This is a genomic window from Klebsiella sp. BIGb0138 (genome assembly GCF_004342285.1).
In the GTDB taxonomy this organism is placed as follows: domain Bacteria; phylum Pseudomonadota; class Gammaproteobacteria; order Enterobacterales; family Enterobacteriaceae; genus Klebsiella.
The window spans coordinates 117,332-141,982 of the sequence record NZ_SMCV01000002.1 but is presented as its reverse complement, the minus strand read 5'-3'; the positions used below and the strand labels follow the sequence as shown (position 1 = coordinate 141,982).

General features: G+C 57.6%; 22 protein-coding genes. 11 read left to right on the top strand and 11 right to left on the bottom strand.

Translation table 11 applies throughout. From position 1 onward, the window contains the following. Window positions 1–66 precede the first annotated feature (66 nt). A complete protein-coding gene (gene gapA, locus EDF73_RS05085) occupies window positions 67–1,062 on the bottom strand; it encodes a glyceraldehyde-3-phosphate dehydrogenase (protein ID WP_132726637.1) in 996 nt (331 codons plus the stop codon). 340 nt (window positions 1,063–1,402) lie between these two features. On the opposite strand from gapA, the gene msrB reads away from it, so the two are divergent. Both msrB and EDF73_RS05075 read left to right on the top strand, forming a co-directional pair. Continuing rightward, the gene (gene msrB / locus EDF73_RS05080) at window positions 1,403–1,816 is read left to right on the top strand and encodes a peptide-methionine (R)-S-oxide reductase MsrB (protein WP_132726634.1); all 414 of its coding nucleotides are present in this window, start codon (window positions 1,403–1,405) and stop codon (window positions 1,814–1,816) included. A gap of 44 nt (window positions 1,817–1,860) precedes the next feature. Beyond that, a complete protein-coding gene (locus EDF73_RS05075; protein WP_132726631.1) occupies window positions 1,861–2,139 on the top strand; it encodes a YeaC family protein in 279 nt (92 codons plus the stop codon). A 51-nt stretch (window positions 2,140–2,190) separates the two neighbouring features. Here EDF73_RS05075 and EDF73_RS05070 read toward each other — a convergent pair whose 3' ends face one another. The 4 genes from EDF73_RS05070 to sppA form a co-directional block, all read right to left on the bottom strand. Next, on the bottom strand, window positions 2,191–3,444 hold the full coding sequence (locus tag EDF73_RS05070) for a glycoside hydrolase family 18 protein (RefSeq protein WP_132726629.1): 1,254 nt from the start codon (window positions 3,442–3,444) through the stop codon (window positions 2,191–2,193). Between the two features lie 172 nt (window positions 3,445–3,616). Beyond that, the gene (pncA, locus tag EDF73_RS05065; protein WP_132726626.1) at window positions 3,617–4,258 is read right to left on the bottom strand and encodes a bifunctional nicotinamidase/pyrazinamidase; all 642 of its coding nucleotides are present in this window, start codon (window positions 4,256–4,258) and stop codon (window positions 3,617–3,619) included. Between the two features lie 10 nt (window positions 4,259–4,268). Further along, a complete protein-coding gene (gene ansA / locus EDF73_RS05060) occupies window positions 4,269–5,285 on the bottom strand; it encodes an asparaginase (protein WP_132726623.1) in 1,017 nt (338 codons plus the stop codon). A gap of 165 nt (window positions 5,286–5,450) precedes the next feature. After that, window positions 5,451–7,304, bottom strand: coding sequence for a signal peptide peptidase SppA (gene sppA, locus EDF73_RS05055; protein WP_132726620.1), 1,854 nt, complete (start codon window positions 7,302–7,304; stop codon window positions 5,451–5,453). Window positions 7,305–7,469: 165 nt separating this feature from the next. Between sppA and EDF73_RS05050 the strand changes: the two genes are divergently transcribed. Then, window positions 7,470–8,021: an NAD(P)H nitroreductase gene (locus tag EDF73_RS05050; RefSeq protein ID WP_132726617.1), complete on the top strand. Its 552-nt coding sequence runs from the start codon at window positions 7,470–7,472 to the stop codon at window positions 8,019–8,021. A 46-nt stretch (window positions 8,022–8,067) separates the two neighbouring features. Here EDF73_RS05050 and phoC read toward each other — a convergent pair whose 3' ends face one another. Beyond that, window positions 8,068–8,814 (bottom strand): acid phosphatase PhoC, encoded by a 747-nt coding sequence (gene phoC / locus EDF73_RS05045; RefSeq protein ID WP_132726615.1) that lies wholly within the window; start codon window positions 8,812–8,814, stop codon window positions 8,068–8,070. A gap of 224 nt (window positions 8,815–9,038) precedes the next feature. Between phoC and selD the strand changes: the two genes are divergently transcribed. Together selD and EDF73_RS05035 are read left to right on the top strand one after the other, a co-directional pair. Next, complete coding sequence (gene selD, locus EDF73_RS05040; RefSeq protein ID WP_132726612.1) at window positions 9,039–10,082, top strand: selenide, water dikinase SelD; 1,044 nt, start codon at window positions 9,039–9,041, stop codon at window positions 10,080–10,082. A gap of 4 nt (window positions 10,083–10,086) precedes the next feature. Continuing rightward, window positions 10,087–12,039 (top strand): DNA topoisomerase III, encoded by a 1,953-nt coding sequence (locus EDF73_RS05035; RefSeq protein ID WP_132726609.1) that lies wholly within the window; start codon window positions 10,087–10,089, stop codon window positions 12,037–12,039. Between the two features lie 379 nt (window positions 12,040–12,418). Here EDF73_RS05035 and gdhA read toward each other — a convergent pair whose 3' ends face one another. The 3 genes from gdhA to xthA form a co-directional block, all read right to left on the bottom strand. Beyond that, on the bottom strand, window positions 12,419–13,762 hold the full coding sequence (gene gdhA, locus EDF73_RS05030; RefSeq protein WP_132726606.1) for an NADP-specific glutamate dehydrogenase: 1,344 nt from the start codon (window positions 13,760–13,762) through the stop codon (window positions 12,419–12,421). 268 nt (window positions 13,763–14,030) lie between these two features. Next, entirely contained in the window at window positions 14,031–14,441 is a 411-nt protein-coding gene (locus tag EDF73_RS05025; protein WP_132726603.1) for a pyrimidine (deoxy)nucleoside triphosphate diphosphatase, read from the bottom strand. A gap of 77 nt (window positions 14,442–14,518) precedes the next feature. Continuing rightward, complete coding sequence (gene xthA, locus EDF73_RS05020) at window positions 14,519–15,325, bottom strand: exodeoxyribonuclease III (protein ID WP_132726601.1); 807 nt, start codon at window positions 15,323–15,325, stop codon at window positions 14,519–14,521. A gap of 446 nt (window positions 15,326–15,771) precedes the next feature. Between xthA and EDF73_RS05015 the strand changes: the two genes are divergently transcribed. The 6 genes from EDF73_RS05015 (at window position 15,772) to spy (ending at window position 22,667) form a co-directional block, all read left to right on the top strand. Continuing rightward, complete coding sequence (locus EDF73_RS05015; protein ID WP_132726598.1) at window positions 15,772–16,992, top strand: aspartate aminotransferase family protein; 1,221 nt, start codon at window positions 15,772–15,774, stop codon at window positions 16,990–16,992. Further along, a complete protein-coding gene (gene astA / locus EDF73_RS05010) occupies window positions 16,989–18,023 on the top strand; it encodes an arginine N-succinyltransferase (RefSeq protein ID WP_132726595.1) in 1,035 nt (344 codons plus the stop codon). Before EDF73_RS05015 ends, astA begins: the two co-directional genes overlap by 4 nt. After that, complete coding sequence (astD, locus tag EDF73_RS05005) at window positions 18,020–19,498, top strand: succinylglutamate-semialdehyde dehydrogenase (protein WP_132726592.1); 1,479 nt, start codon at window positions 18,020–18,022, stop codon at window positions 19,496–19,498. The genes astA and astD overlap by 4 nt, the downstream gene beginning before the upstream one ends. Then, a complete protein-coding gene (astB, locus tag EDF73_RS05000; RefSeq protein WP_132726589.1) occupies window positions 19,495–20,820 on the top strand; it encodes an N-succinylarginine dihydrolase in 1,326 nt (441 codons plus the stop codon). Before astD ends, astB begins: the two co-directional genes overlap by 4 nt. A 28-nt stretch (window positions 20,821–20,848) precedes the next feature. Beyond that, the gene (gene astE / locus EDF73_RS04995; RefSeq protein ID WP_132726586.1) at window positions 20,849–21,829 is read left to right on the top strand and encodes a succinylglutamate desuccinylase; all 981 of its coding nucleotides are present in this window, start codon (window positions 20,849–20,851) and stop codon (window positions 21,827–21,829) included. 355 nt (window positions 21,830–22,184) lie between these two features. Then, complete coding sequence (spy, locus tag EDF73_RS04990) at window positions 22,185–22,667, top strand: ATP-independent periplasmic protein-refolding chaperone Spy (RefSeq protein ID WP_132726583.1); 483 nt, start codon at window positions 22,185–22,187, stop codon at window positions 22,665–22,667. Between the two features lie 81 nt (window positions 22,668–22,748). Here the strand turns inward: spy and cho are convergent, their stop codons facing one another. Together cho and nadE are read right to left on the bottom strand one after the other, a co-directional pair. Continuing rightward, window positions 22,749–23,624, bottom strand: coding sequence for an excinuclease Cho (gene cho / locus EDF73_RS04985; RefSeq protein ID WP_132726581.1), 876 nt, complete (start codon window positions 23,622–23,624; stop codon window positions 22,749–22,751). Window positions 23,625–23,732: 108 nt separating this feature from the next. Next, on the bottom strand, window positions 23,733–24,560 hold the full coding sequence (nadE, locus tag EDF73_RS04980) for an ammonia-dependent NAD(+) synthetase (protein WP_132726578.1): 828 nt from the start codon (window positions 24,558–24,560) through the stop codon (window positions 23,733–23,735). Between the last annotated feature and the right edge of the window lie 91 nt (window positions 24,561–24,651).

Below are 24,651 nucleotides of genomic sequence, written 5' to 3'. Positions count from 1 at the left end.
GTACTGAGTTAAGCCATAAAAAAAGGCGACCGAAGTCGCCTTTATGGATCAGGTTCTCATCTCAACTTATTTGGAGATGTGAGCGATCAGGTCCAGAACTTTGTTGGAGTAACCCGTTTCGTTGTCGTACCAGGAAACCAGTTTCACGAAGTTGTCGTTCAGAGCGATACCGGCTTTAGCATCGAACACGGAAGTGCAAACTTCGCCGTTGAAATCGGTAGAGACAACGTCGTCTTCGGTGTAGCCCAGAACGCCTTTCATTGCGCCTTCGGAAGCCGCTTTGATGGCTTTCTTAATTTCTTCATAAGAAGCCGCTTTTTCCAGACGAACGGTCAGGTCAACAACGGATACGTTCGGGGTCGGAACGCGGAACGCCATACCGGTCAGTTTGCCATTCAGTTCTGGCAGGACTTTACCTACAGCTTTAGCCGCACCGGTAGAGGACGGGATGATGTTCTGCGCCGCGCCGCGGCCGCCGCGCCAGTCTTTGTGAGACGGGCCATCAACGGTTTTCTGAGTCGCGGTGGTCGCGTGTACAGTGGTCATCAGACCTTCGATGATGCCGAAGTTGTCGTTGATAACTTTAGCCAGCGGTGCCAGGCAGTTGGTGGTGCAGGAAGCGTTGGAAACGATGTCCTGGCCTTCGTATTTGTCAAAGTTAGCGCCTCTAACAAACATCGGAGTATTGTCTTTAGACGGGCCAGTCAGAACGACTTTTTTCGCGCCAGCAGTGATGTGTTTACGAGCGGTTTCGTCAGTCAGGAACAGACCGGTTGCTTCTGCAACCACGTCAACGCCTGCTTCGTTCCACTTCAGGTTAGCCGGATCACGTTCAGCGGTAACACGGATTTTTTTACCGTTAACGATCAGATGACCGTCTTTCACTTCAACGGTACCGTTGAAACGGCCGTGAGTGGAGTCATACTTCAGCATGTATGCCATGTAGTCAGCGTCTAACAGGTCGTTGATTGCAACGATCTCGATGTCAGAACGTTCCTGAGCAGCACGGAAAACAATGCGACCGATACGGCCAAAACCGTTGATACCTACTTTGATAGTCATATATTCCACCAGCTATTTGTTAGTGAATAAAAGGTTGCCTGTAAAATTACAAAAACCTTACGCAGCGTCAAGCGGAATCGTGTCAATCATTGCGACAAATCAATCCTGAGCATACCTTTGCATGATTGATTTGCCTCACTCTCCCTTTGAGCCCAATTCCATATTGGGGCCGCGCCCGGAATTTTAAAGGTCGTTAAAGATAAAAATGTGATGCAAATCACAATTATCTGGGCTGCCTTTTGGCATCGAATAAGTTTAGAACAAAAGTCCACGCTTCATTGTTAATGTTTTGTTAGAATCGACGGGTAAAGTTGTCCTTTCCACAGTGAGAAGCAAGCACATGGCGAATAAACCCACCCCGGACGAGCTCAAAAAAAATTTGAGCGAGATGCAGTTTTACGTGACGCAGAATCACGGTACTGAGCCGCCGTTCACCGGGCGACTGCTCCACAACAAACGAGACGGCGTCTATCACTGCCTGGTGTGCGACGCGGCGCTGTTTCACTCGCAAACCAAATACGATTCCGGCTGCGGTTGGCCGAGCTTTTATGAGCCGGTCAGCGAGGAGGCCATTCGTTATCTGAATGATTACTCCCACGGTATGCAGCGCACTGAAATTCGCTGCGGAAACTGCGATGCGCATCTGGGTCATGTGTTTCCTGACGGCCCGCAGCCTACGGGGGAACGCTTTTGTGTGAATTCGGCCTCATTAAGCTTCAATGATGAGGATAACGGCGAGCAAATCAAAGGTTAAAGAAACGATTCAGCAAATTATTCCAAAGCGGAGTTGAGCGGACGATGGAAATCGAGCAAATTATCGACAGTATGACGCCGGAAGTGTATCAGCGTCTGGCGACGGCGGTAGAGCTGGGTAAGTGGCCGGATGGCGTGGCGTTAACCGCAGAACAGAAAGAGAACAGTCTGCAGCTGGTGATGTTATATCAGGCGCGGCATAACAGCGACGCTCAGCACATGACCATCGACACCAACGGCCAGATGGTGATGAAGAGCAAACAGCAGTTGAAAGAAGATTTTGGCATCGCCCCGAAGCCGATTGCGACATTAAAGCTGCAGTAAGCCGCCGCTGTGCGGCAGGGATTTCCCCCGGCGGGCCGGGGGAAGCATCGGTTAGTGCTTAATGCCGAGCGAGGTGGCCAGCTGCGTCGCCAGCTGGTTTTGCTCATCGGCGCCATACTCCCAGAACATCGCCCCCGCCAGACCTTTTTGCCTGATGTATTCGGCTTTAAGCGCCACGGAACGCAGATTCTCATATGATAGCGCAAACAGCGCCTGGCCATCAGCCGACTGCACCGACAGCCACGGCACCTTCGCTTCATCATCCCAGTGTTCGCTAAAGCGCTTTTGCGGGTCGTTAAGCAATTTGGCGACAATATCGTTGTACTTCACGTAGGTATCTTTGCTGAGATCGAATCCCAGAGCGTTAAATAGCGCCATCTGCTGTGGCCCGAAGTAAGGCCGGGTGACGGGATTTTTTTGCGCATCCGCTTGACTCCAGTCAATGCCCGGCTCGACGGCCCGTTTCGGCACCCGACCATAGAAACCGATCCCCAAATTCATCTGGCCCGCTTTTAAGCCGGCGGCCAGATAGTTATTGACCACAAAATCCACGCTGTATTTGTCGGCGGCGGCGACCGTCGGCCAACGTGTTGAATCATAGAGATTGGCATTGAAGTACTGGGTGCCATAGGCCATGTCATAGGTCATCAGGTTGATGTAATCCAGTAGCGGGGCGATCGCTTGTACATCCACCCAGCTTTTAGGGCTTTCGGCGTTAGCGCCGACGGCGATGGTCACCAGCTTATGCTGACCGAATGCTGCGCGTAGCTCTTTGAGCAGGGCGGTGAAGTTATCGCGATCGCTCGCCTGGCTCTCCACCAGCCCCCAGGCGCCGTTGACCGGATATTCCCAGTCCAGATCGATACCATCGAGGCCATACTTATGGACGATCTCTTGCGCAGAGCGGATAAACACCGCGCGGGTTTCTTTGCTTGCCGCGGCGCCGGAGAAGCCGCGCGCTCCCCATCCGCCGACGGATAGCAGGACCTTCAGCTGCGGATTCTGCTGACGTAAGACGGGGATTTTCGCCAGGTCAGACTGTACTTTCCCGGATAACCAAATTTGGTGCAGCCGGGCAGGATCTTTCAGGGCGTCGTTGGTTTCGTCTTTTTCGTTGTTGTAGACCAGACCGAACGAGTAATTGAGATGGGTTATCTGGCGCACGTCCAGCTTATCAATATCCCCACCGGGGCCTGCGGTGACGTCACCGCCGCCGTTGAAATAGCCGACGGAGAGCAATGAACCGGCGGAGACTATGGAAGCGCAGAGCAGGGGTAATGCTGCCAGCAAAGGCAAAAGTTTCATCGGTAATCCTCTTTGACATAAAAAAAGCCAACACGCCACAGCAAGGGCGTGGCGAAAAAACAACCCGTTAACATTATCAACAATAATGTGTGGAATCTGCGAGTTAGCTCAATTTATGCGCGTAAGCGAGGCGAGGAAAAAAGGCCCGCAGCGGGTGCTCCGGGCGCGAAGATTAAGCCTGAGTTTCCAGCCAGTCGTCGAGGGTGTACAGCGTGGCGCCAGCGGCGGCCATCTCCATAAAGGCGTGCACGCTATCTTGCGGCTGGATGTTGACTCCGCGGCAGCCGTCGGTAATCACGTTGACGGCATAGCCGAGGTCCAGCGCGTCGAGAACGGTAAATTTAACGCAGTAATCGGTCGCCAGACCCACGACGATAAGCTCGCGAATCCCACGCTCCCGCAGCCAGTCATCGAGCCGGGTTTTCTGCCGGTGCCCATTGTCGAAAAAAGCGCTGTAGCTGTCGATCGCCGGATTTTCGCCTTTGTGGAACACCGCTGCGATCGCCTGCTGCTTAAGCAGCGGATGCAGCGCCGCGCCTTCGCTATTCTGCACGCAGTGATCCGGCCAGAAGGTTTGCGCCAGCCCGTCCAGCTCACCCTGCGTGTAGGGTTCCGCCTGATGCTGGCTGGCGAAACTGCCGTGGTTTGCCGGGTGCCAGTCCTGGCTGGCGACGACGGTTTCGTCGCGGGCAAGGCACCAGTCAATCAGCCGGTTGGCGATATCGATGGTGCTGTCGCCCTCCGGGACGGCGAGGGCGCCGCCCGCGCAGAAATCATTCTGTAAATCCACCAGCAGTAGTGCGCGATTGTTCATCGGGATCTCCTTACTCGTCAGGGGTCAGTTCACCACGCAGGTTTTCCTGCATCAGGCCGCGAATCTCCTCGACGCCCAGATTCTGGCTCAGCAGGTAGTGTAGCTTGGTCAGCGTGGCCTCAACGGTCATATCAAACCCGCTAATCACCCCCGCCTGGGCGAGGGCGTTACCGGTGGCGTAGCCGCCCATGTTAACCTTCCCGGACATGCACTGGGTCAGGTTAATCACCAGGATCCCGCGCTGGCTGGCCTCCGCCAGCACCTGAATAAACTCGCCGTTTTGCGGAGCGTTACCGACGCCGTAGGAGCGGAGGATCAGCGCTTTTACCGGCTGGCGCAGGAAGTTTCTCACCACATCGGCGGAGATCCCGGGATAAATCGTCACCACGCCAATCGGCTGAGGGGTGATGGGGTGCACAATCAGCTCGCCGCTGCCGTGCGGCGCCGGCGGGGTACCGAGGCGGCGAATGTGGATCCCGGCTTCCAGTAAAGGGGCCAGATTGGGCGAGGCAAAGGCATCGAAACCGTCGGCATGGGCTTTGGTGGTGCGGTTCCCGCGATACAGACGATTGTTGAAGAACAGTGTCACTTCATTAATCGGGTAATTGGCGGCGACGTACAGCGCATTGAGCAAATTAATTTGTCCGTCGGAACGCAGTTCGGCTAACGGTATTTGTGACCCTGTCACAATGACCGGTTTACCCAGATGTTCCAGCATGAACGACAGCGCCGAGGCGGTAAAAGCCATCGTGTCGGTACCGTGCAGGATAACGAAGCCGTCGTACTCGTCGTAATGGGTGCGGATATCGTCGGCGATATGCTGCCAGTCTTCCGGCGTCATGTCGGAAGAGTCCATCAGCGGCGCATATTCGTGAATGGTAAAGTCCGGCATCTCCGGGCGATGGAACTCAGGCATCAGCGCCAGCTGGCGCTGCAGGTGACCGGAAACGGGGATATAGCCGTGTTCAGAGCGCTGCATACCGATGGTCCCACCGGTGTAGGCAACGTAAATCGATTTCTTTTGCATATCATCGCTTAGGTTGGACGTAGACAGGCGCAGTATAAAGTGACAGGTAAAAAAATACAGCGTCTGTACCCGTCATACTTCGGGTTATGCGTGCGTTGGCGCATGGGGGATGGGTTCACCCCGGTGACATGGTAAACGGTGTCACCGGGGCTTTGCGCTGCGCAATTAACGGATATTGGCGCAGGTCAGGCAGAAGGCGTAACGGTTTTGCGGGTCGTTAAACGCCGCCAGCTTGTCGCTTTCGGCTTTCAATGTATCGGCGGCAGCGGCAACCGGCGCCGGCAGGTAGGCCTGCAGCGCGGCCGGCAGCGACGCGCGCACCGAGCCGGTCAGGCTATCAAGCACCATGGAGAAGAACGTTGGCTCTTCCTGGTAGTAGTTGATATGCCACTGTTTCAGCTTCGCCAGTTCCGCCGCTTTCGCCACGGCGTCGTCAAAGTCGCCAAGGCTATCGACCAGCCCGTTGGCTTTCGCATCTTCACCCGTCCAGACGTGACCCTGGGCGATCTGGTCGATTTTCTCCGGCGTACTCTGGCGCGCATTGGCGACCAGGGTGATAAAGCGTTTATAGCCATTTTCGATGCTCAGCTGCATCAGCTGTTGCACTTCGGGCGGCAGCGATTTGGTGGTTGAGACATCGGCCAGCGCGGAGGTCGCCACGCCGTCGGTATGCACGCCGATCGAGCCGAGGGTATTTTCGACGGTGTTAATGACGCCGAAGATCCCGATTGAGCCGGTGAGAGTGCTCGGGTTAGCCACGATGTAACTGGCCGGGGTGGAGATCCAGTAACCACCGGAAGCCGCCATGCCGCCCATGGAGACCACTACCGGTTTACCGGCGTCTTTCGCCGCGGCCAGCTCTTCACGAATGACTTCCGAGGCGCTGACGCTGCCGCCTGGGCTGTTGACGCGCAGGACGATTGCTTTGACTTTCGGATCGAGGCGGGCGTCGCGGATCTGCGCGGCGGTGGTGTCGCCACCAACGTTGCCCGGGGTTTCTTCCCCATCCATGATCGCGCCGTTGGCGAAGATCACCGCGATGGCGGCACCCTGTTCGGACGGCGTTTTGACGTTGTAATCGTAATAGCTGATGGCGCGATAGTTGTTATCCGCTTTGCTCCAGCCGAACTGTTTGGTAAGCGCTTTTTCCACCTCGGTGGCGGTCCCCAGTTCATCAACCAGTTTGTTGTCCAGCGCGTATTTCGCCGTATCGCCGTCGACTTTACGCAGGCCGTCGAGGATGCCCTGCGCGCCAGGGAACAGCTGCTGCGCGGTGATCTGACGGTTAGCGGCGATCGTATTCAGGTAGTTCTGCCACAGCTCTCCGATCCAGCGGCTATCGGCTTCGCGCGCGGCAGGTGACATATCGTCGCGGATGAACGGCTCTACTGCCGATTTATAGGTCCCGACGCGGAAAACGTGGGTAGAGACCTTCAGCTTATCGAGCAGCGATTTGTAATACAGGCCGTTGGTGGCGAAACCGTGCAGGTCGACTTCACCCTGCGGCGAGAGCCAGATTTTATTGGCGAAGCTCGCCAGATAATACTGCCCCTGGCTGTAGCTGTTGCCGATGGCATACACCGGTTTACCGCTATCGCGGAACTCGCGCAGCGCCTTGCCGATATACTGCATCGAAGGCTGATCGCCGCCGGCAAAATTCTTCAGATCCAGCACGATACCGGTGATATTCCGGTCATCTTTCGCCTGACGAATGGTTTGCACAATATCAAACAGCGAGTTTTCCTGAAGACGATCGGAGCTGGCGCCAAAGAGCTGACGACCAATGACGCCGAGTTTGCTGCTGGCGGACGGTTTATCGACCACCACGCCGGTAATATCCATCAGCAGCGCGCCGCGCGCGGCATGTTCGGTGGTGTTGCTGCTGAACTGCGCCCAGATGCCGACGCAAACCAGCACCAGCAGCAGGAAAACCAGGTTCAGTGCGAGCTGGCGAATGAAATTGAGTACCCGCCATGTCCATTTAAAAAATCCGGCGAGCAGCCGCCAAAGAGTTCGCATGTATTCTCCCTAACATAATTAAAAATGGGCTAACCGCGTGGGTTGCCGCGTCTGGCTATCCTAAAGAGACGACCGGCGGTTGTCAGCAGGAATCAGCCATCGTGCTGTAACAAAATTCTTGCTCATGTTAATTTTATGAAAAATGACCTCACAGGAGTAACACAGATGGATGCTCTCGAGCTACTGGTTAACCGCCGCAGCGCTTCTCGCCTGGCTGACCCGGCGCCGGTCGGTGAACAACTGGAAAACATTCTGCGCGCTGGCCTGCGCGCGCCGGACCACGGGACGCTGCAGCCCTGGCGTTTCTTTATTATTGCTGACGAAGGCCGCGAGCGTTTCAGCCGACTGTTGGAGAAAGGGGCGATAGCGGCCGGGCAGGATGACAAAGGAATTGAAAAAGCCCGCAGCGCGCCGTTCCGCGCGCCGCTGATTATCACCGTCGTCGCGCGCTGCGAAGAGCACCCCAAGGTGCCGATGTGGGAGCAGGAGATGTCGGCCGGATGTGCGGTGATGGCGATGCAGATGGCGGCGGTGGCTCAGGGCTTTAACGGCATCTGGCGCAGTGGCGCTTTGACCGACAGCCCGGTGGTGCGTGAAGGCTTTGCCTGCCGCGAACAGGATAAAATCGTCGGTTTTCTCTATCTGGGGACGCCGCAGCTGAAAGCGTCGACCACCGTTTCCCAGCCGGACACCGCGCCGTTTGTCGTTCGTTTCTGATGAAAGCAGGGCCCGGCAGGCGTTTTCCGCCGGGCCGTCTCTCAGTCTATTTCTGCCGTTTGGCAAACTCGTCTTTGGCTTTCTGTAACTGCTGCTGGAACGCCGGATTGGTGTGCAGCGTCGCGACGACCGCTGAACCCACGATCCGCGCGGCGTCGACATCGCTCTGCCAGTGGTAGCCGCAGATCACCCGACTTTCACCGAGCTCATACCCGCGCTTGAGAATTTCATTCTGCCGCTGCGGATTGATTTCAGCCAGCACCAGCGCGGTGGCCCAGCCGATAGAGGTGTGACCGGAAGGATAGGAGCCGTTCTTCGCCAGCTTATCCTGTTCTGTGGTATTACAGGTGGCGACGCCGTAGAAGGCAAATGGACGAATGCGCATATACTTCTCTTTCGCGCTACGGGTGGCCAGGTCGCCCGCGTCTTCAATCATGTTGGTGAGCAGTTTGTGTAACGCCGGGGCGTCCTTTTCGGTGATCGGGGAGCCGAACGCGCCAGAGAAGGCGTTTGCCACACCGCCGGCGCTCAGGTTCGCATCCTCGGCGGCCAGCTTGCCGCGCTCGGTGGCGCGCAGCAGACGGCCTTTCTCATACATCGCCTGATCGTTTAGAAAGGCGAGGCTGCCCACTTCCGGCGGCGGCGGGAGCAGCGCCAGGCTGTCGATGGCCTGGGCATTTTTCAGATAGTAGAGATCGGGTTTGGTGGTGGCATCGTTACCGGCTGGAACCAGAGCAAAAGCGCTAACGGAAAAGAGGCTGGCAAGACAAAGGGCGAGAACACGCTTTTTCATCAATATATCCTTACTGTGTGATATGTCCGGAGTAACCGTTTTTCGTTGTCACATTGCTGTCATCTTTCAGTAAAAGTGAAAACGGCGATGAAAAAATTGTTGTCTATCGCAAAATCGCCTATTTGTCTGCTTAATGAGCAACCATTCGCGATTTCAGACTGTCGCACTTACCACTCCGCCGTTTGAGCGCTACCATAGCGGGATTGCAATGACAGGAGATGTCCATGAGCGAGCAAGCTATTCGTTTAACGCAATACAGCCACGGAGCCGGTTGCGGTTGTAAAATTTCCCCTAAAGTACTGGAGACGATCCTCAAGAGCGATCAGGCGAAGTTTATCGATCCGCAGCTGCTGGTGGGTAATGAGACAAGTGATGATGCCGCGGTCTATGACCTCGGCAACGGGACGTCCATTATCAGCACCACCGACTTTTTTATGCCGATTGTCGACAGCCCGTTCGACTTTGGCCGCATCGCCGCGACCAACGCCATCAGCGACGTTTTCGCGATGGGCGGTAAACCGATTATGGCAATAGCGATTCTCGGCTGGCCGATTAATACCCTGGCGCCGGAAATTGCCCGTGAAGTGGTTGATGGCGGCCGTTTTGCCTGCCAGCAGGCGGGGATCGCGCTGGCGGGCGGCCACTCGATCGACGCGCCGGAGCCGATTTTCGGCCTCGCGGTCACCGGCGTGGTGCCCACGGAGCGCATCAAGAAAAACAGCACCGCTCAGGCGGGCTGCAAACTGTATCTCACCAAGCCGTTAGGTATTGGCGTGCTGACCACCGCAGAGAAAAAAGCGCTGCTTAAACCGGAACACCAGGGGCTGGCGACGGAAACCATGTGCCAGATGAACCTCGCCGGCGCGGCCTTCGCCACTCTCGACGGCGTCAAAGCGATGACCGACGTGACCGGGTTCGGTCTGCTGGGCCACCTGAGCGAAGTGTGCCGCGGCGCCGGGCTACAGGCTCAGCTGAACTACGCGGCGATTCCGAAACTGCCGGGCGTTGAAGAGTATATTGCCGCGGGTGCGGTGCCGGGCGGAACCGGGCGCAACTTTGCCAGCTATGGCCATCTGATGGGCGAAATGCCGCCGGAGTGGCGCGATCTGCTGTGCGATCCGCAAACCTCCGGCGGTCTGCTGCTGGCGGTGACGCCGGAGGCTGAAGCCGAGGTGCAAGCGGCGGCCGACAAGTTCGGGATTACGCTTGCCGCCATTGGCGAGCTGGTCACCGCTCGCGGCGGGCGCCCGATGATCGAGATTCGTTGATTACATGCGGCTGTTTATTGCGGAAAAACCGAGCCTCGGGCGCGCCATTGCCGATGTACTGCCTAAGCCCCATCGTAAAGGCGATGGCTACATTGAGTGTGGCAATGGGCAGGTGGTCACCTGGTGTATCGGCCATCTGCTGGAGCAGGCCCAGCCGGACGTGTATGACGGGCGCTATGCGCGCTGGAACCTGCTCGACCTGCCGATTGTGCCGGAAAAGTGGCAGCTTCAGCCTAAATCGTCGGTCAGCAAACAGCTCAACGTCATCAAGCGCCTGCTTGGCGATGCCCAGGAGGTGATCCACGCGGGCGACCCGGACAGAGAAGGGCAGCTGCTGGTGGATGAGGTGCTCGACTATCTGCAGCTGGCGCCGGAAAAGCGCCAGCAGGTACAGCGTTGCCTGATTAACGATCTCAACCCGCAGGCGGTCGAGCGGGCGATTTCCCGTCTGCGCGCCAACAGCGAGTTTATTCCGCTGTGCGTGTCGGCGCTGGCGCGCGCCCGCGCCGACTGGCTATACGGGATCAACATGACCCGCGCCTATACCCTGCTGGGCCGCAATGCCGGCTATCAGGGAGTGCTGTCGGTCGGGCGGGTGCAGACGCCGGTGCTGGGGCTGGTGGTGCGTCGCGATGAAGAGATCGAGAACTTCGTGGCCAAAGACTTCTTTGACGTGAAGGCGCATATCGTCACCCCGAAGGATGAGCGTTTTGTGGCGACCTGGCAGCCGAGCGAAGCCTGCGAGCCGTATCAGGATGAAGAGGGCCGGTTGCTGCATCGCCCGCTGGCTGAGCACGTGGTGGCGCGGATCGAGGGCCAGCCGGCGCGGGTAACCGCCTATAACGATAAGCGGGATTCGGAACCGGCCCCGCTGCCGTTTTCCCTCTCGGCGCTGCAGATTGAAGCGGCGAAACGTTTTGGCTTCAGCGCGCAAAATGTGCTGGATATCTGCCAGAAACTGTATGAAACCCATAAGCTGATTACCTATCCACGTTCGGATAGCCGCTATTTGCCGGAGGAACATTTCGCCGGTCGTCATGCGGTACTGAACGCGATCGGCGTGCATGCTGCGGATCTGCTCCCGCAGCCGGTCGTCAACCCGGAGATCCGCAACCGCTGCTGGGATGATAAAAAAGTCGATGCTCACCACGCGATTATCCCTACCGCCCGCAGCAGTCAGGTGAAGCTGTCGGATAACGAAGAAAAGGTCTACGGCCTGATCGCGCGGCAGTATCTGATGCAATTCTGCCCGGATGCGGTATTCCGCAAATGCCAGATCGACCTCGATATCGCCAACGGTAAGTTTGTGGCGAAAGCCCGTTTCCTGGCGGAAGCCGGCTGGCGCGCGCTGCTGGGCAATAAAGAGCGCGATGAAGAGAACGACGGTACGCCGCTGCCTGTCGTGGCGAAGGATGATGAGCTGCTGTGTGAAAAAGGCGAGGTGGTGGAGCGGCAAACGCAGCCGCCGCGCTATTTTACCGATGCTACGCTGCTGTCGGCGATGACCGGGATCGCCCGTTTTGTGCAGGATAAAGATCTGAAAAAAATTCTGCGCGCCACCGACGGTCTGGGAACGGAAGCCACCCGCGCCGGGATTATCGAGCTGCTGTTTAAGCGCGGTTTCCTGGTCAAAAAAGGGCGCTATATTCACTCCTCCGACGCGGGGCGGGCGTTAATCCACTCCCTGCCTGAGATGGCCGCCCGGCCGGATATGACGGCCCACTGGGAGTCGGTGCTGACGCAGATTAGCGAGAAGCAGTGCCGTTATCAGGACTTTATGCAGCCGCTGGTCGGCACGCTCTACCAGCTGATTGAGCAAGCGCGGAGTACGCCGGTGCGTCAGTTCCGCGGTATCGTCGCCCCGGGCGGCGCGAAGAAGAGCTTCAGTAAAGGGAAAGGCAAAAGCAAAGGGAAAGATAAAAAGCCCGCCGCGGATCCCGCCTCTGAAAATCCGTAATAAAAAACCGCTTAGCCTGATGCTGGTTACTTAAGGTAACCAGCATATATTGATGGCTTATCGTGGGCTTGCGTGATGCCGGTAAACGGTGGTTTGGGCGAAGCATATATTTGTGGTTCGTTATGTGGAATATTTCACAGCATAAGCGAAGACCACCGTTAAAGCGAAATTCCGCCTTAACGGCGACGTCAGGCTCAGACTCGCCTGCCAGATGTGCCGGAAACCAGGCTGAACAGCATAAAAAAATCCGTAATCGCACAGAGATTACGGATTCTTAAACAGCCCCCGGCTGGTCCACCGATCCTTAACCGATCGGCATTACCGCTCAGCCGGTTTCTTATACGTTGTTTGCGCCTGCGTGCTGAGCGACAGGGCGGTCTTAAATCACGCCCTGCGCCAGCATGGCGTCAGCCACTTTAACGAAACCGGCGATGTTGGCGCCGCGCACGTAGTTGGTCTGCTGCGCTTCGCCGCCGTACTCCACGCAGGCGTGGTGAATGTCGAGCATAATGTGATGCAGACGGGCGTCCACCTTCTCCGCTTTCCAGCTCATACGGGCCGCGTTTTGCGCCATCTCGAGGCCGGATGTCGCCACGCCGCCGGCGTTAGCGGCTTTGCCCGGGGCGAACAGCACCCCCGCTTCGAGGAACAGATCGGTTGCTGCGATGGTGGTCGGCATATTGGCGCCTTCGGCAACGGCCTTCACACCGTTAGCAATCAGCAGCCGCGCGGCGTCGACGTCCAGTTCGTTTTGCGTGGCGCAAGGCAGGGCGATATCGACAGGAACGGACCACGGCTGTTTGCCTTCCAGATAGGTCAAACCATACTCGCGGGCATAGTCGGCGACGCGGCCATCGCGGCTGGCCTTAATGGCGCACAGGCGGGCCAGTTTTTCCGGGGTAAAACCGGCTTCATCCACGACGGTGCCGCTGGAGTCGGACGCGGTAATCACCCGCGCGCCGAGCGCCATCGCTTTTTCGATGGCGTACTGCGCGACGTTACCGGAGCCGGAAACCGCGACCCGCATGCCTTCAAAGCCCAGACCATGGCGCTTGAGCATCGCATCGGTGAAGTAAACCAGACCGTAGCCGGTTGCTTCCGGGCGAATCAGGCTGCCGCCGAAGGAGAGCCCTTTACCGGTGAACACGCAGGCGCTGTTGTTGGAGAGCTTACGCATCATCCCGGCCATAAAGCCGACTTCACGGCCGCCAACGCCAATATCGCCTGCCGGGACGTCGGTATCCGGGCCTAAATGACGATACAGCTCGGTCATCAGCGCCTGGCAGAAGCGCATGACTTCACCATCGCTTTTTCCTTTCGGATCGAAATCACTGCCGCCTTTACCGCCGCCCATTGGCAGGGTGGTCAGGGCATTTTTAAAGGTCTGTTCGAAACCAAGGAACTTCAGAATCGACAGGTTAACCGATGGATGGAAGCGCATGCCGCCTTTGTAAGGGCCAATCGCCGAGTTGAACTGCACGCGCCAGGCGCGGTTGACCTGGACCTGATTGCGGTCATCGATCCAGACGACACGGAACTGAATCGCACGCTCTGGTTCAACCAGACGTTCCAGCAGCGAGAGCTGACGATAGCGCGGGTTTTCCTCAAGGAAGGGCCACAGGGTGGTCATCACCTCGCGGACGGCCTGAGCAAATTCGGTTTGATTAGGATCGCGCTGTTGAACGCGGGTGAGAAAATCTTCCAGAGTGCACATCTGATCCATAGATATAAGTTCCCCTTATGGTTGTGGTTGCATGTATACGCGTCATTTTCCAGCGCGCCTCATTTACCGCCCGGAAGCGCGTCCGCGGCCGGCCTGTTGCAAGCTGAATGATTTTGCGTATATTTTTTATTATTCGCCCCTTGAAAAGGGCGTATTTCCGACTATAACACCGGCAATCATCAGGCCAGCAAGGAAAAATTATCCTGACAGGAAAATTTATAATCGGCCGGCGGTCATAACTAAAAACGATGACGCCGCAGGGGAAGCCTTAGCGGAGAAGGTCGTCGGCGCGTTGGGCGATAAAGGCGTGTAGCAGCGGAATATCGGCCGGTGCGAGGTCAAAGGTCAGAGCCTGTTGCGGGGAACACCAGCGCAGCTGGCGATGATAATGCGCGACGGGAACGCCGCTAAAGCGCGGTACCCACCAGGCGTGAAGATGGATCGGCCGGCCGGAGACTTCCCGCTGGTGGCTGGCGATATAGCGTTCGACGTGGGCGGCGATACCCAGCTCCTCCTGCAGTTCGCGGATTAGCGCCTGCGGCTGACTTTCGCCTGGCTCCACTTTGCCGCCGGCAAATTCCCACATTCCGGGCTGATCGGCGTGGTCAGGGCGCTGAGCGAGCAGAATTTTGCCGTCCTGTTCAATAATGGCGGCCACAACATCAAGCTTTTTTGGCATCTGAATCATCGTTTCATGCAGGGCAGAGCAGCAGACAAAAACGGACTCTGCGCCCGGCAGAGCCCGCTGCACGACTTTTAAGGTTTAAATGACGCCCATACCGGCGCGTGATCGGACGGTTTTTCCATGCCGCGAATATCATAATCGATGCCGGTTTCGACACAGCGCTGCGCCAGCGGCGAGCTTGCCAGCAGCAGGTCAATACGCAGCCCGCGGTTATCGTCGAAGCCTTTGGAGCGGTAGTCGAACCATGAGAAACGGTCCTGGCTTTCCGGGTTGGCATGGCGCCAGGTGTCGACCAGACCCCAGCTAAGCAGGCGCTCCATCCATTCACGCTCTTCCGGCAGGAATGAGCACTTACCGGTACGCAGCCAGCGCTTACGGTTCTCTTCGCCAATACCGATGTCCAGATCGGTCGGGCTGATATTCATATCGCCCATGATCAATACCGGATTGTCTTTGTTGAGTTCAGTATCGAGATAGTGCTGCAGATTCTGATAAAACGCCGCTTTTGCCGGGAACTTGGTCGCGTGGTCGCGGCTTTCGCCCTGCGGGAAATAGCCGTTGATCACCGTAACGTTGCCGAAGGCGGACGGAATTTCCGCCATGATGATGCGCCGCTGGGCCTCTTCACCGTCGTCGGGAAAACCGCGACGCACGGAAACCGGCGTCTCTTTGGTCAGCAGGGCCACGCCGTAGTGACCTTTTTGTCCGTGGTAGAACACGTTGTAACCGAGTTTCGCCACCTCTTCGAGGGGGAACATGTCGTCGTGAACTTTGGTTTCCTGTAGGCCAATGACGTCGGGCTGGTGCTTGTCGACGATGGCGGCCAGCTGGTGGGGGCGGGCACGCAGGCCGTTGATATTAAAAGAGACAAATTTCATAGTCGCTGCCACTGTGCAAGGTGAATAGTGCAGGGATGGTAGCAGAAATTCGCCGGGCTGGCTGCCGGAAGCTGTTTTATTGTGCCTGTCGCTCTGATTGGCGGGGCAAGTGGACATATTGTGCACCACGCTGGCGCAGGCTGCGCCAAAAAAGGGCGAATATCTACGATAAATTTCGTAGGGGATCACAAATGCAGAATTATATCTTACCGATGCATAACCTTTCTGATTTATTCACTGTTATCGCCCCTTTATCGGATATTTATTCACTATTTATGCATTTGAATTGCATAGATCATGTCTGTAACTCGTTGATATTTCGTGATCAATCTCGGTTTATGCATTTTTACCTCTGGCTGGCACGAAGCGTGCAATCTACATTTACAGCGTAATAACCCATAATTTTTAACATTATTCATACTTTTTATTTACCGGAAGAGGTCGATATGTCTCAGACAATTACGCGTAGCAACTTTGATGAATGGATGATGCCGGTATACGCGCCGGCGGCTTTTATTCCGGTACGCGGTGAGGGTTCACGCCTGTGGGATCAGCAGGGAAAAGAGTATATCGATTTTGCCGGCGGCATTGCGGTCAATGCCCTGGGGCACGCCAATCCGCAGTTGATTAACGCGCTGACGGAACAAGCCGGGAAATTCTGGCACACCGGCAACGGTTATACCAATGAGCCGGTTCTGCGTCTGGCGAAACAGCTGATCGACGCGACCTTCGCCGATCGCGTCTTCTTCTGTAACTCCGGCGCCGAGGCTAACGAAGCGGCGCTTAAGCTGGCGCGTAAATACGCCCACGATCGTTTCGGTAGCCATAAAAGCGGGATCGTCGCGTTCAAAAACGCCTTCCATGGTCGGACGTTGTTTACCGTCTCCGCGGGCGGCCAGCCGGCCTATTCTCAGGATTTTGCTCCACTGCCGCCGCAGATCCAACATGCCGTTTACAACGATCTCGAATCAGCCCGCGCGCTTATCGATGACAACACCTGCGCGGTGATCGTTGAGCCCATGCAGGGTGAAGGGGGCGTGGTGCCAGCGGACCCGGCTTTCCTGCGCGGTCTGCGTGAACTGTGCGATGCCCACCATGCGCTGCTGATTTTTGATGAAGTCCAGACCGGGGTTGGCCGTACCGGCGAGCTGTATGCGTATATGCACTATGGCGTCACGCCGGATGTGCTGTCGACGGCGAAAGCGCTGGGCGGCGGTTTCCCGATCGGCGCGCTGCTGGCGACGGAAAGCTGCGCCAGCGTGATGACGGTCGGGACACATGGCACCACCTACGGCGGTAACCCGCTGGCCAGCGCGGTGGCCGGAGAAGTGCTCTCTATCGTCAATACGCCGGCGGTATTGAATGGCGTGAAGCAGCGTCATCAGTGGTTTAGCGAACGGCTGAGCGCCATTAACGCCCGCTATGGCCTGTTCAAAGAGATCCGCGGCCTGGGGCTGCTGATCGGCTGCGTGCTGAACGACGAGTATGCCGGTAAAGCGAAGGCCATCAGTACTCAGGCGGCGGAAGACGGAGTGATGATTTTGATTGCCGGCGCCAACGTGGTGCGTTTCGCGCCGGCGTTGATTGTCAGCGAGGAAGAGGTGAAGAGCGGGCTGGATCGTTTTGAACTGGCCTGCCGCCACTTTCTTGCGGGAGTGTCATCATGATGGTGATCCGTCCGGTTGCAGCAGAGGATCTGGCTGGCCTGCTGGCCCTGGCCGGCGAAACCGGCGGCGGGCTGACGTCGCTGCCCGCTGATGAAGAGACGCTGGCGGCGCGGATTGAACGTTCGCAGAAAACCTGGCGAGGGGAACTGCCAAAAAGCGAACAGGGCTACGTCTTTGTTCTTGAAGATAGCGTCAGCGGCGCGGTGGTCGGCATTTGCGCCATCGAGGTCGCGGTAGGGCTGAACGATCCCTGGTATAACTATCGCGTCGGGACTCAGGTCCACGCCTCGAAAGAGCTGAACGTTTACAACGCGCTGCCGACGCTGTTTCTCAGTAACGATCACACCGGCAGCAGCGAGCTGTGTACGCTGTTTCTTGACCCGGCGTGGCGGAAAGAGGGCAACGGCTATCTGCTGTCGAAATCGCGCTTTATGTTTATGGCCGCCTTCCGTGAGCGCTTTAACGAAAAAGTGGTGGCGGAGATGCGCGGCGTGATTGACGAACACGGCTACTCTCCGTTCTGGGAAAGCCTGGGCAAACGTTTCTTTGCGATGGAATTTTCGCGCGCCGACTATCTGTGCGGGACCGGGCAAAAAGCGTTTATTGCCGCACTGATGCCAAAACATCCGCTGTATATCGACTTCTTATCTGATGAGGCGCGGGCGGTGATTGGTGAGGTGCATCCGCAAACGGCGCCGGCCCGCGCGGTGCTGGAGAAAGAAGGTTTCCGTTATCGTAACTATATCGATATTTTCGACGGCGGCCCGACGCTGGAGTGCGATATTGACCGGGTGCGGGCGATTCGGAAAAGCCGTCTGGTGACGGTGGCCGAAGGGCAGCCGGCGCCGGGGGAATGGCCGCTTTGTCTGGTTGCTAATGAGCAGTATCAGCAATTTCGCGCCACGCTGGTCCATGCCGACCCGGATACCGATCGTTTGTTATTAAGTGCCCGCGAACTGGATGCCCTGAAATGTCACGTCGGCGACCGTCTGCGGCTGGTTCGTCTGATCCCGGAGGAGAAAAAATCATGAGTTTATGGATTAACGGCGACTGGCAGAGCGGACATGGCCCGGCGCGCACGAAAACTAACCCGGTTAGCCAGGCGCTGCTGTGGCAGGGCAACGATGCCGATGCCGCACAGGTTGCCCAGGCGGTCAGCGCCGCGCGTCGGGCTTTTCCGGGGTGGGCCAGACAGCCGTTTAGCGTGCGCCAGGCGATTGCCGAAAAATTTGCCGCGCTGCTCGAGGCGCACAAAACGGAGCTGACGGCCATCATCGCCGGAGAAACCGGGAAGCCGCAGTGGGAAGCGGCGACGGAAATCGGCGCGATGATTAACAAAATCGCTATTTCGGTGAAAGCCTACCATAGCCGCACCGGCGAAGCGCATACCGCCATGGGCGACGGCGCGGCGACGCTACGCCATCGTCCGCACGGCGTGCTGGCGGTATTTGGCCCCTACAATTTTCCCGGTCATCTGCCCAATGGCCATATCGTGCCGGCGCTGCTGGCAGGCAACACGCTGGTGTTTAAGCCCAGCGAGCTGACGCCGCAAAGCGGTGAGGCGGTGGTGAAGCTGTGGGCGGAAGCGGGACTCCCGGCGGGGGTACTCAACTTATTGCAGGGAGGGCGGGAAACCGGCGAGGCGCTGAGCGCCCAGCCGGACATCGACGGGCTGCTGTTTACCGGCAGCTCGGCGACCGGTTTTCAGCTGCATCGCCAGCTTGCCGGACAGCCGGAGAAGATCCTCGCGCTCGAAATGGGGGGCAATAATCCGCTGATTGTCGATGAACCGCAGAATATTGATGCCGCCGTACACCTGACGATTCAGTCGGCGTTTATCACCGCCGGCCAGCGCTGTACCTGCGCGCGTCGCCTGTTGGTGAAACGGGGGGCCGCGGGCGATGCGTTTCTTGCACGACTAGTGACAGTGTCACAGCGATTGATTCCCGGCCGATGGGATGCCTCGCCGCAGCCGTTCCTTGGCGGCCTGATCTCCCCGCAGGCGGCGCAAAAAGTCCACCAGGCCTGGCTGCGGCATGTGGCCAACGGTGGGAAAACGCTGCTTGAGCCGCGGCTGCTGCAGGCCGGGACCTCATTACTGACCCCGGGGATCATTGAGATGAGCGACGTGGCAGAAGTGGCCGATGAGGAAGTCTTTGGGCCGCTGCTCTGCGTCTGGCGCTATGACAATTTTGATGAAGCGATCGCCCGGGCGAATGCCACCCGCTTCGGGCTTTCATGTGGGCTGATCTCCGCCGAGCGTGAGAAATTCGAGCGCCTGCTGCTGGAAGCCCGGGCCGGGATCGTCAACTGGAATAAGCCGCTGACCGGCGCGGCCAGCACCGCCCCGTTTGGCGGAACCGGGGCATCCGGCAACCACCGTCCGGGGGCGTGGTATGCGGCCGATTATTGCGCGTGGCCGATGGCCAGCCTGGAGACGGCGGAACTGACGCTGCCGGAAACGCTGAGCCCGGGTCTCGACTTTCAGCAGGAGTCCGCGCGATGAAAGCCTGGGAGGTCAACTTTGACGGTCTGCCCGGCCTGACCCACCACTACGCCGGGCTCTCTTTTGGCAACGAAGCATCGATCCGCCATCGCTACCGGGTTTCCAATCCGCAGCTGGCGGCGAAACAGGGGCTGAAGAAAATGAAGGCGCTGGCGGATGCCGGGTATCCGCAGGCGCTGATCCCCCCGCAGGAACGGCCGAATGTGCCGCTGTTGCGCCAGCTTGGTTTTAGCGGCAGCGACCCGCAGATCCTCGAAAAGGCGGCGCAGCAGGCCCCGGATCTGCTATCGGCGGTCAGCTCTGCTTCCTCAATGTGGGTGGCCAACGCGGCGACGGTGTCGCCGTCCGCCGACTCGCTGGACGGCCGGGTACACCTCACCGTGGCCAATCTGAATGACAAATTCCACCGCGCCAGCGAAGCGTCAACCACCGAAGCGTTGCTGCGCGCGCTCTTTCCCGATGAGCAGCGCTTTGCCGTCCATCCGGCGCTTCCGCAGGTCGCGCTGTTTGGCGACGAAGGGGCGGCAAACCATAACCGGCTGGGCGGCGAGTATGGCGCACCGGGCGTCCAGCTGTTTGTTTATGGTCGCCAGCAGGGCGGCGAGGGCATACCGCAGCGCTACCCGGCCAGACAGACGCTGGAAGCCAGCCAGGCGGTAGCGCGGCTGAATCAGGTGAATCCGCGGCAGCTGATTTTTGCCCGACAGAATCCGGCGGTCATCGACAAAGGCGTATTTCACAATGATGTCATTGCGGTGAGCAATCAGCAGGTCCTGTTTTGTCATCAGCAGGCGTTTGTCGATCAGCCGCAGCTGCTGCGCCAGCTTGCCGAACGGGTGCCGGGGTTTACCCCCGTTGTCGTGCCGGCCAGCGCGGTGACGGTAGAAGAGGCGGTGGCGACCTATCTGTTTAACAGCCAGCTGTTGAGTAAGCCCGATGGCGCGATGCGGTTGATTCTGCCCCGGGAGGCGCAAGAGCATGCCGCGGTCTGGCGCTATCTGAACGGGCTGCTGGCGGAAGATAACCCGATTGATGAACTGCAGGTTTACGATCTGCGCGAAAGCATGGCCAACGGCGGCGGTCCGGCCTGTCTGCGCCTGAGAGTGGTGCTGACCGAAGAGGAGCGGCGGGCTGTTAATCCAGCGGTATTTATGACCGACGCGCTGTTTGCGACGCTGAACGACTGGGTCGAACGCTACTATCGCGATCGTCTGACCCAGGCGGATCTGGCGGATCCACAGTTGCTCAACGAAGGGCGTGAGGCCCTCGACCGGCTGACGCAAATTCTGCAGCTCGGCTCGGTTTATCCGTTTCAGCACTAGTTACGGTTTTCGGTATCAAGGAGGCGTCGTGGACGACTTTCTGGCATTAACTCTGGCGGGGCGTCTGCCCCACCATTTTCACGGTGAAACGGCGCATTTTCGCTGGCACTGGCTCGATTGCGGCATCCTGCAGCTGACGCCGCACGCGCGCTGCGAGCGGTCGTTAGTGCTGTCATCAGGCATTCATGGCAATGAAACCGCGCCGGTAGAAATGACCCATCTCTTGCTCCAGCAGCTGTTTAGCGGGGCGCTCCCTCTGCGCTGGCGTCTGCTGGTGATTTTTGGCAACCCGCAGGCGTTACGGGAGAATAAGCGCTATCTGGATAGCGATATGAACCGGATGTTTGGCGGGCGCTGGCAAACATTTCCCGCCAGCGATGAAACGATAAGAGCGCGTCAGCTGGAGCGGGCGCTGACGCGCTTTTATCGCGCCGCGGACGACACTCGCTGGCATCTCGATCTGCATACCGCCATCCGCGGCTCGCATCACACCCGTTTTGGCGTGCTTCCGGTAAGGGAGGAGCCATGGAACGAGGGATTTCTCAGCTGGCTGGGCGCCGCCGGGCTGGAGGCACTGGTTTTCCACCGCCAGCCCGCGGGAACGTTTACCCATTTTAGCTGCGCGCGTTTCGCCGCGCTCTCCTGCACGCTGGAACTGGGGAAAGCGCTGCCGTTTGGTGATAACGATCTGCACCAGTTTGCCGCCACCCAGCGCGCGCTGATGCGTTTGCTGGTGGGCGATCTGGCGGTGGTTGAGGAGGGGCCGGGTCCGCTGCGTTATCAGGTGGTGCAGCAAATCACCCGCAGCAGTGAACATTTCCGCCTGCATATGTCGGCGCAGACGCTCAATTTTACCGCCTTTAAGGCCGGGACCTTACTGGCTGAAGATGGCGATACCCGCTATGTGGTGGAGAAAGCAGAGGAATTTGTCCTGTTTCCTAATCCGTCGGTGGCGCTGGGGCTGCGGGCGGGATTGATGCTGGAGCGCTTACCGTCGCTCCGTACGTAAAATATCGCTGCCGCTCGCCCGCGCGGCGGCGTTAATTCTCCGGCCGGTGTCTACCTCGCGCACCTTATTTTTTTTGTGCCTTTAGTATTGATTGCAGATTATTCCTGGTTAAATGCTTTATTTTTAATCCCTCGTGTTTTATAATCCTAATAATTTCTTTATAAAACACTCTCTTATATATTTTTAGTTGCAATTATCTCCTTAATTTCCTTATTTTCTCCACAATTGGCGAGAAAATGTTTTTTACACTTTCATTGTTTTACGCTTGCTCTGACTAATTGACGATAAACGTCGTAAAGTTTATCTCGTCAACACGGCAATGCGCCGTAAGAATAACTTAAAGTAAGGACTCGATATGAAGAAGATTACTGCTCTGTTTGTTGCCTCTACTCTGGCTCTGGGTGCGGCTAACCTGGCTCACGCTGCGGATACCACCACCACTCAAACCGATAGCAAACCGATGATGCACCATAAAGGTATGCCTCACGGTCAGCACGATATGATGTTTAAAGGGCTGAATCTGACCGATGCGCAGAAACAGCAGATCCGTGACATCATGAAAAGCCAGCGCGCCAACATGAAACGTCCGTCCCTTGACGAACGCCGTGCGATGCATGAGCTGATCGCCAGCGATACCTTCGATAAAGCGAAGGCGGAAGCGCAAATCGATAAGATGGAAGCGCAGCATAAAGAGATGGCGCTTGCGCGGATCGAGACCCAGAACAAGATTTACAACATTCTGACGCCGGAACAGAAAAAACAGTTCAATGCCAATTTTGAGAAGCATCTGACAGACCGCAAAGCGCCGGAAGGTAAAATGCCTGCATCTGCTGAGTAATTCAGCGCACGGAATGAAGACCGCCGGTCTTGCCCAACATACGCCGACAGGCATTGGGCAGGATCGGCGGTTTTTTTTGTGCTAACAACCGGATGGCGCCAGCGGATGCAGCGTAAAACGGCCGCTCAATAGCGGTTTGCAGAGAATTTTATAGCCATCATGGTCAAAGCCAGCCGGCAGGCGCGTTAAGGCCTGGGCCTGCGCCAGCGTATCCACCGCGCCCAGCCACAGCCAGTTATAAATGACGTGATACTGGGTGAGATCGGGGCCCGTTTCTTCCAGCGCGACGGGGCCGGGCCACGGCCAGCACACCACCTGCATTTTGGCCATCTGCGCCTGCAGCCTCTCGTGATGTGCGGCAAGACTTTCCTTGCCGCAGCAGGCGCCGGCGCAGCGCCCTAATGCCGAACGAAAGCAGGCCCGGCCGCGGCTAAGTGCCTCCAGTCCCAGCAGTCCGTAGCACAGACGATGTTCGTCAGCGAGCGTTTTTAACGCCTGCAGCGCCGCCCGGCGGTTGGCAAACAGGCCATACAGATGATTCTGACGGGAGAAGTCCACCTCGCGGGCATACACCACCTGCGGGCGGAGCGCGTCGAGCTGTAACGAGCACAGCTGTTTATTGCGCCGCAGCCGCTTATTGAATAACGGTTGCCGCTCTTTGATAAGTTGCGCCTCCAGCAGCAGCGCCCCCAGCTCCCCGGCGGTTCGTTGCCAGCTGATGCTTCGCGCCTGGCGCAACATCGCCGCTTCATCCGGCGTACGCAGGTGTGAAAGCACCCGGCTGCGGATGTTCACGCTTTTGCCGATATACAGTGGGAGGGTTTCGCTCTCGCCGTGAAACAGGTAGATGCCCGGCAGCCTGGGTAACGCCTCCAGCCAGGGGCGCAGATGTTCGGGATATTCATAGATAGCCGCCGCTTCAAACTCCAGACGCGGGGCGGATTGCTTTCTGACCACAAAGGCTCCTGGTGCTGTTTATTTATCCAGTATAGCAAGCCGGGCCGGGAGCGAAAAGGGCAAAAAATAACCCCGGCAGCGGCCGGGGTTGGGGAAAGCAGGGAGAAGTTATTTTTTCCAGAAGTCGTCGAAGACGGTAATCGGCGGGCGGCGCTTATGCTCGGTTTTCAGATACCAGCCTTCGATAGTGCTGGCGATTTTCTCGTCCAGCGTTTTGCCTTCCAGATAGTCATCAATATTCTCGTAGGTTACTCCGAGGGCGACTTCATCCGGCAGGGATGGACGATCGTCTTCCAGGTCGGCGGTCGGCAGCTTCTTATACAGATGCTCCGGGCAGCCAAGCAGCGCCAGCAGCTGCTTGCCCTGGCGTTTATTGAGGCGGAAGATCGGGTTGATATCGGTGCCACCATCGCCGTACTTGGTAAAGAAACCGGTGACCGCTTCCGCGGCATGGTCGGTACCGACCACTACGCCTTTGGTCATCCCGGCAATGCTGTACTGTGCCTTCATGCGCTCACGGGCTTTCTCATTGCCGCGAACGAAGTCGCTCAGTTCAATGCCTGCTTCACGTAATGCCTGCTCGCTGGCCAGCACGGCGCCTTTAATATTCACCGTCAGCACCCGGTCCGGCTGGATGAAGGCGATGGCGTCCTGGCAGTCCTGTTCATCCGCCTGGACACCATACGGCAGGCGTACGGCAATAAACTGCAAACTTTGATCGCCGGTTTCTGCGCGCAGTTCATTAATGGCCTGCTGACAGAGCTTTCCGGTCAGAGTGGAATCCTGGCCGCCGCTGATCCCGAGTACCAGTGACTTAATAAAAGGGTAGGTCTGCAAATACGACTTTAAAAAATCCACGCTGCGGCGAATTTCACCCTCAGCATCAATCTGGGGCTGTACGCCCAGCGCCTGAATAATCTCTTGTTGTAGCGTCATCGCGCCCTCCGGGAAGTGAATCTGTTTGGCTGCTATTAAGGGTTAAAACTACCTCTTTGACGGTAAAACGACAAGGATCACAGATTTGACT

Bases quoted from the DNA above. Each gene is read 5' to 3' on its own strand.
- gapA (WP_132726637.1), bottom strand. From the start codon at position 1,062: ATGACTATCAAAGTAGGTATCAACGGTTTTGGCCGTATCGGTCGCATT.
- msrB (WP_132726634.1), top strand. From the start codon at position 1,403: ATGGCGAATAAACCCACCCCGGACGAGCTCAAAAAAAATTTGAGCGAG.
- EDF73_RS05075 (WP_132726631.1), top strand. From the start codon at position 1,861: ATGGAAATCGAGCAAATTATCGACAGTATGACGCCGGAAGTGTATCAG.
- EDF73_RS05070 (WP_132726629.1), bottom strand. From the start codon at position 3,444: ATGAAACTTTTGCCTTTGCTGGCAGCATTACCCCTGCTCTGCGCTTCC.
- pncA (WP_132726626.1), bottom strand. From the start codon at position 4,258: ATGAACAATCGCGCACTACTGCTGGTGGATTTACAGAATGATTTCTGC.
- ansA (WP_132726623.1), bottom strand. From the start codon at position 5,285: ATGCAAAAGAAATCGATTTACGTTGCCTACACCGGTGGGACCATCGGT.
- sppA (WP_132726620.1), bottom strand. From the start codon at position 7,304: ATGCGAACTCTTTGGCGGCTGCTCGCCGGATTTTTTAAATGGACATGG.
- EDF73_RS05050 (WP_132726617.1), top strand. From the start codon at position 7,470: ATGGATGCTCTCGAGCTACTGGTTAACCGCCGCAGCGCTTCTCGCCTG.
- phoC (WP_132726615.1), bottom strand. From the start codon at position 8,814: ATGAAAAAGCGTGTTCTCGCCCTTTGTCTTGCCAGCCTCTTTTCCGTT.
- selD (WP_132726612.1), top strand. From the start codon at position 9,039: ATGAGCGAGCAAGCTATTCGTTTAACGCAATACAGCCACGGAGCCGGT.
- EDF73_RS05035 (WP_132726609.1), top strand. From the start codon at position 10,087: ATGCGGCTGTTTATTGCGGAAAAACCGAGCCTCGGGCGCGCCATTGCC.
- gdhA (WP_132726606.1), bottom strand. From the start codon at position 13,762: ATGGATCAGATGTGCACTCTGGAAGATTTTCTCACCCGCGTTCAACAG.
- EDF73_RS05025 (WP_132726603.1), bottom strand. From the start codon at position 14,441: ATGCCAAAAAAGCTTGATGTTGTGGCCGCCATTATTGAACAGGACGGC.
- xthA (WP_132726601.1), bottom strand. From the start codon at position 15,325: ATGAAATTTGTCTCTTTTAATATCAACGGCCTGCGTGCCCGCCCCCAC.
- EDF73_RS05015 (WP_132726598.1), top strand. From the start codon at position 15,772: ATGTCTCAGACAATTACGCGTAGCAACTTTGATGAATGGATGATGCCG.
- astA (WP_132726595.1), top strand. From the start codon at position 16,989: ATGATGGTGATCCGTCCGGTTGCAGCAGAGGATCTGGCTGGCCTGCTG.
- astD (WP_132726592.1), top strand. From the start codon at position 18,020: ATGAGTTTATGGATTAACGGCGACTGGCAGAGCGGACATGGCCCGGCG.
- astB (WP_132726589.1), top strand. From the start codon at position 19,495: ATGAAAGCCTGGGAGGTCAACTTTGACGGTCTGCCCGGCCTGACCCAC.
- spy (WP_132726583.1), top strand. From the start codon at position 22,185: ATGAAGAAGATTACTGCTCTGTTTGTTGCCTCTACTCTGGCTCTGGGT.
- nadE (WP_132726578.1), bottom strand. From the start codon at position 24,560: ATGACGCTACAACAAGAGATTATTCAGGCGCTGGGCGTACAGCCCCAG.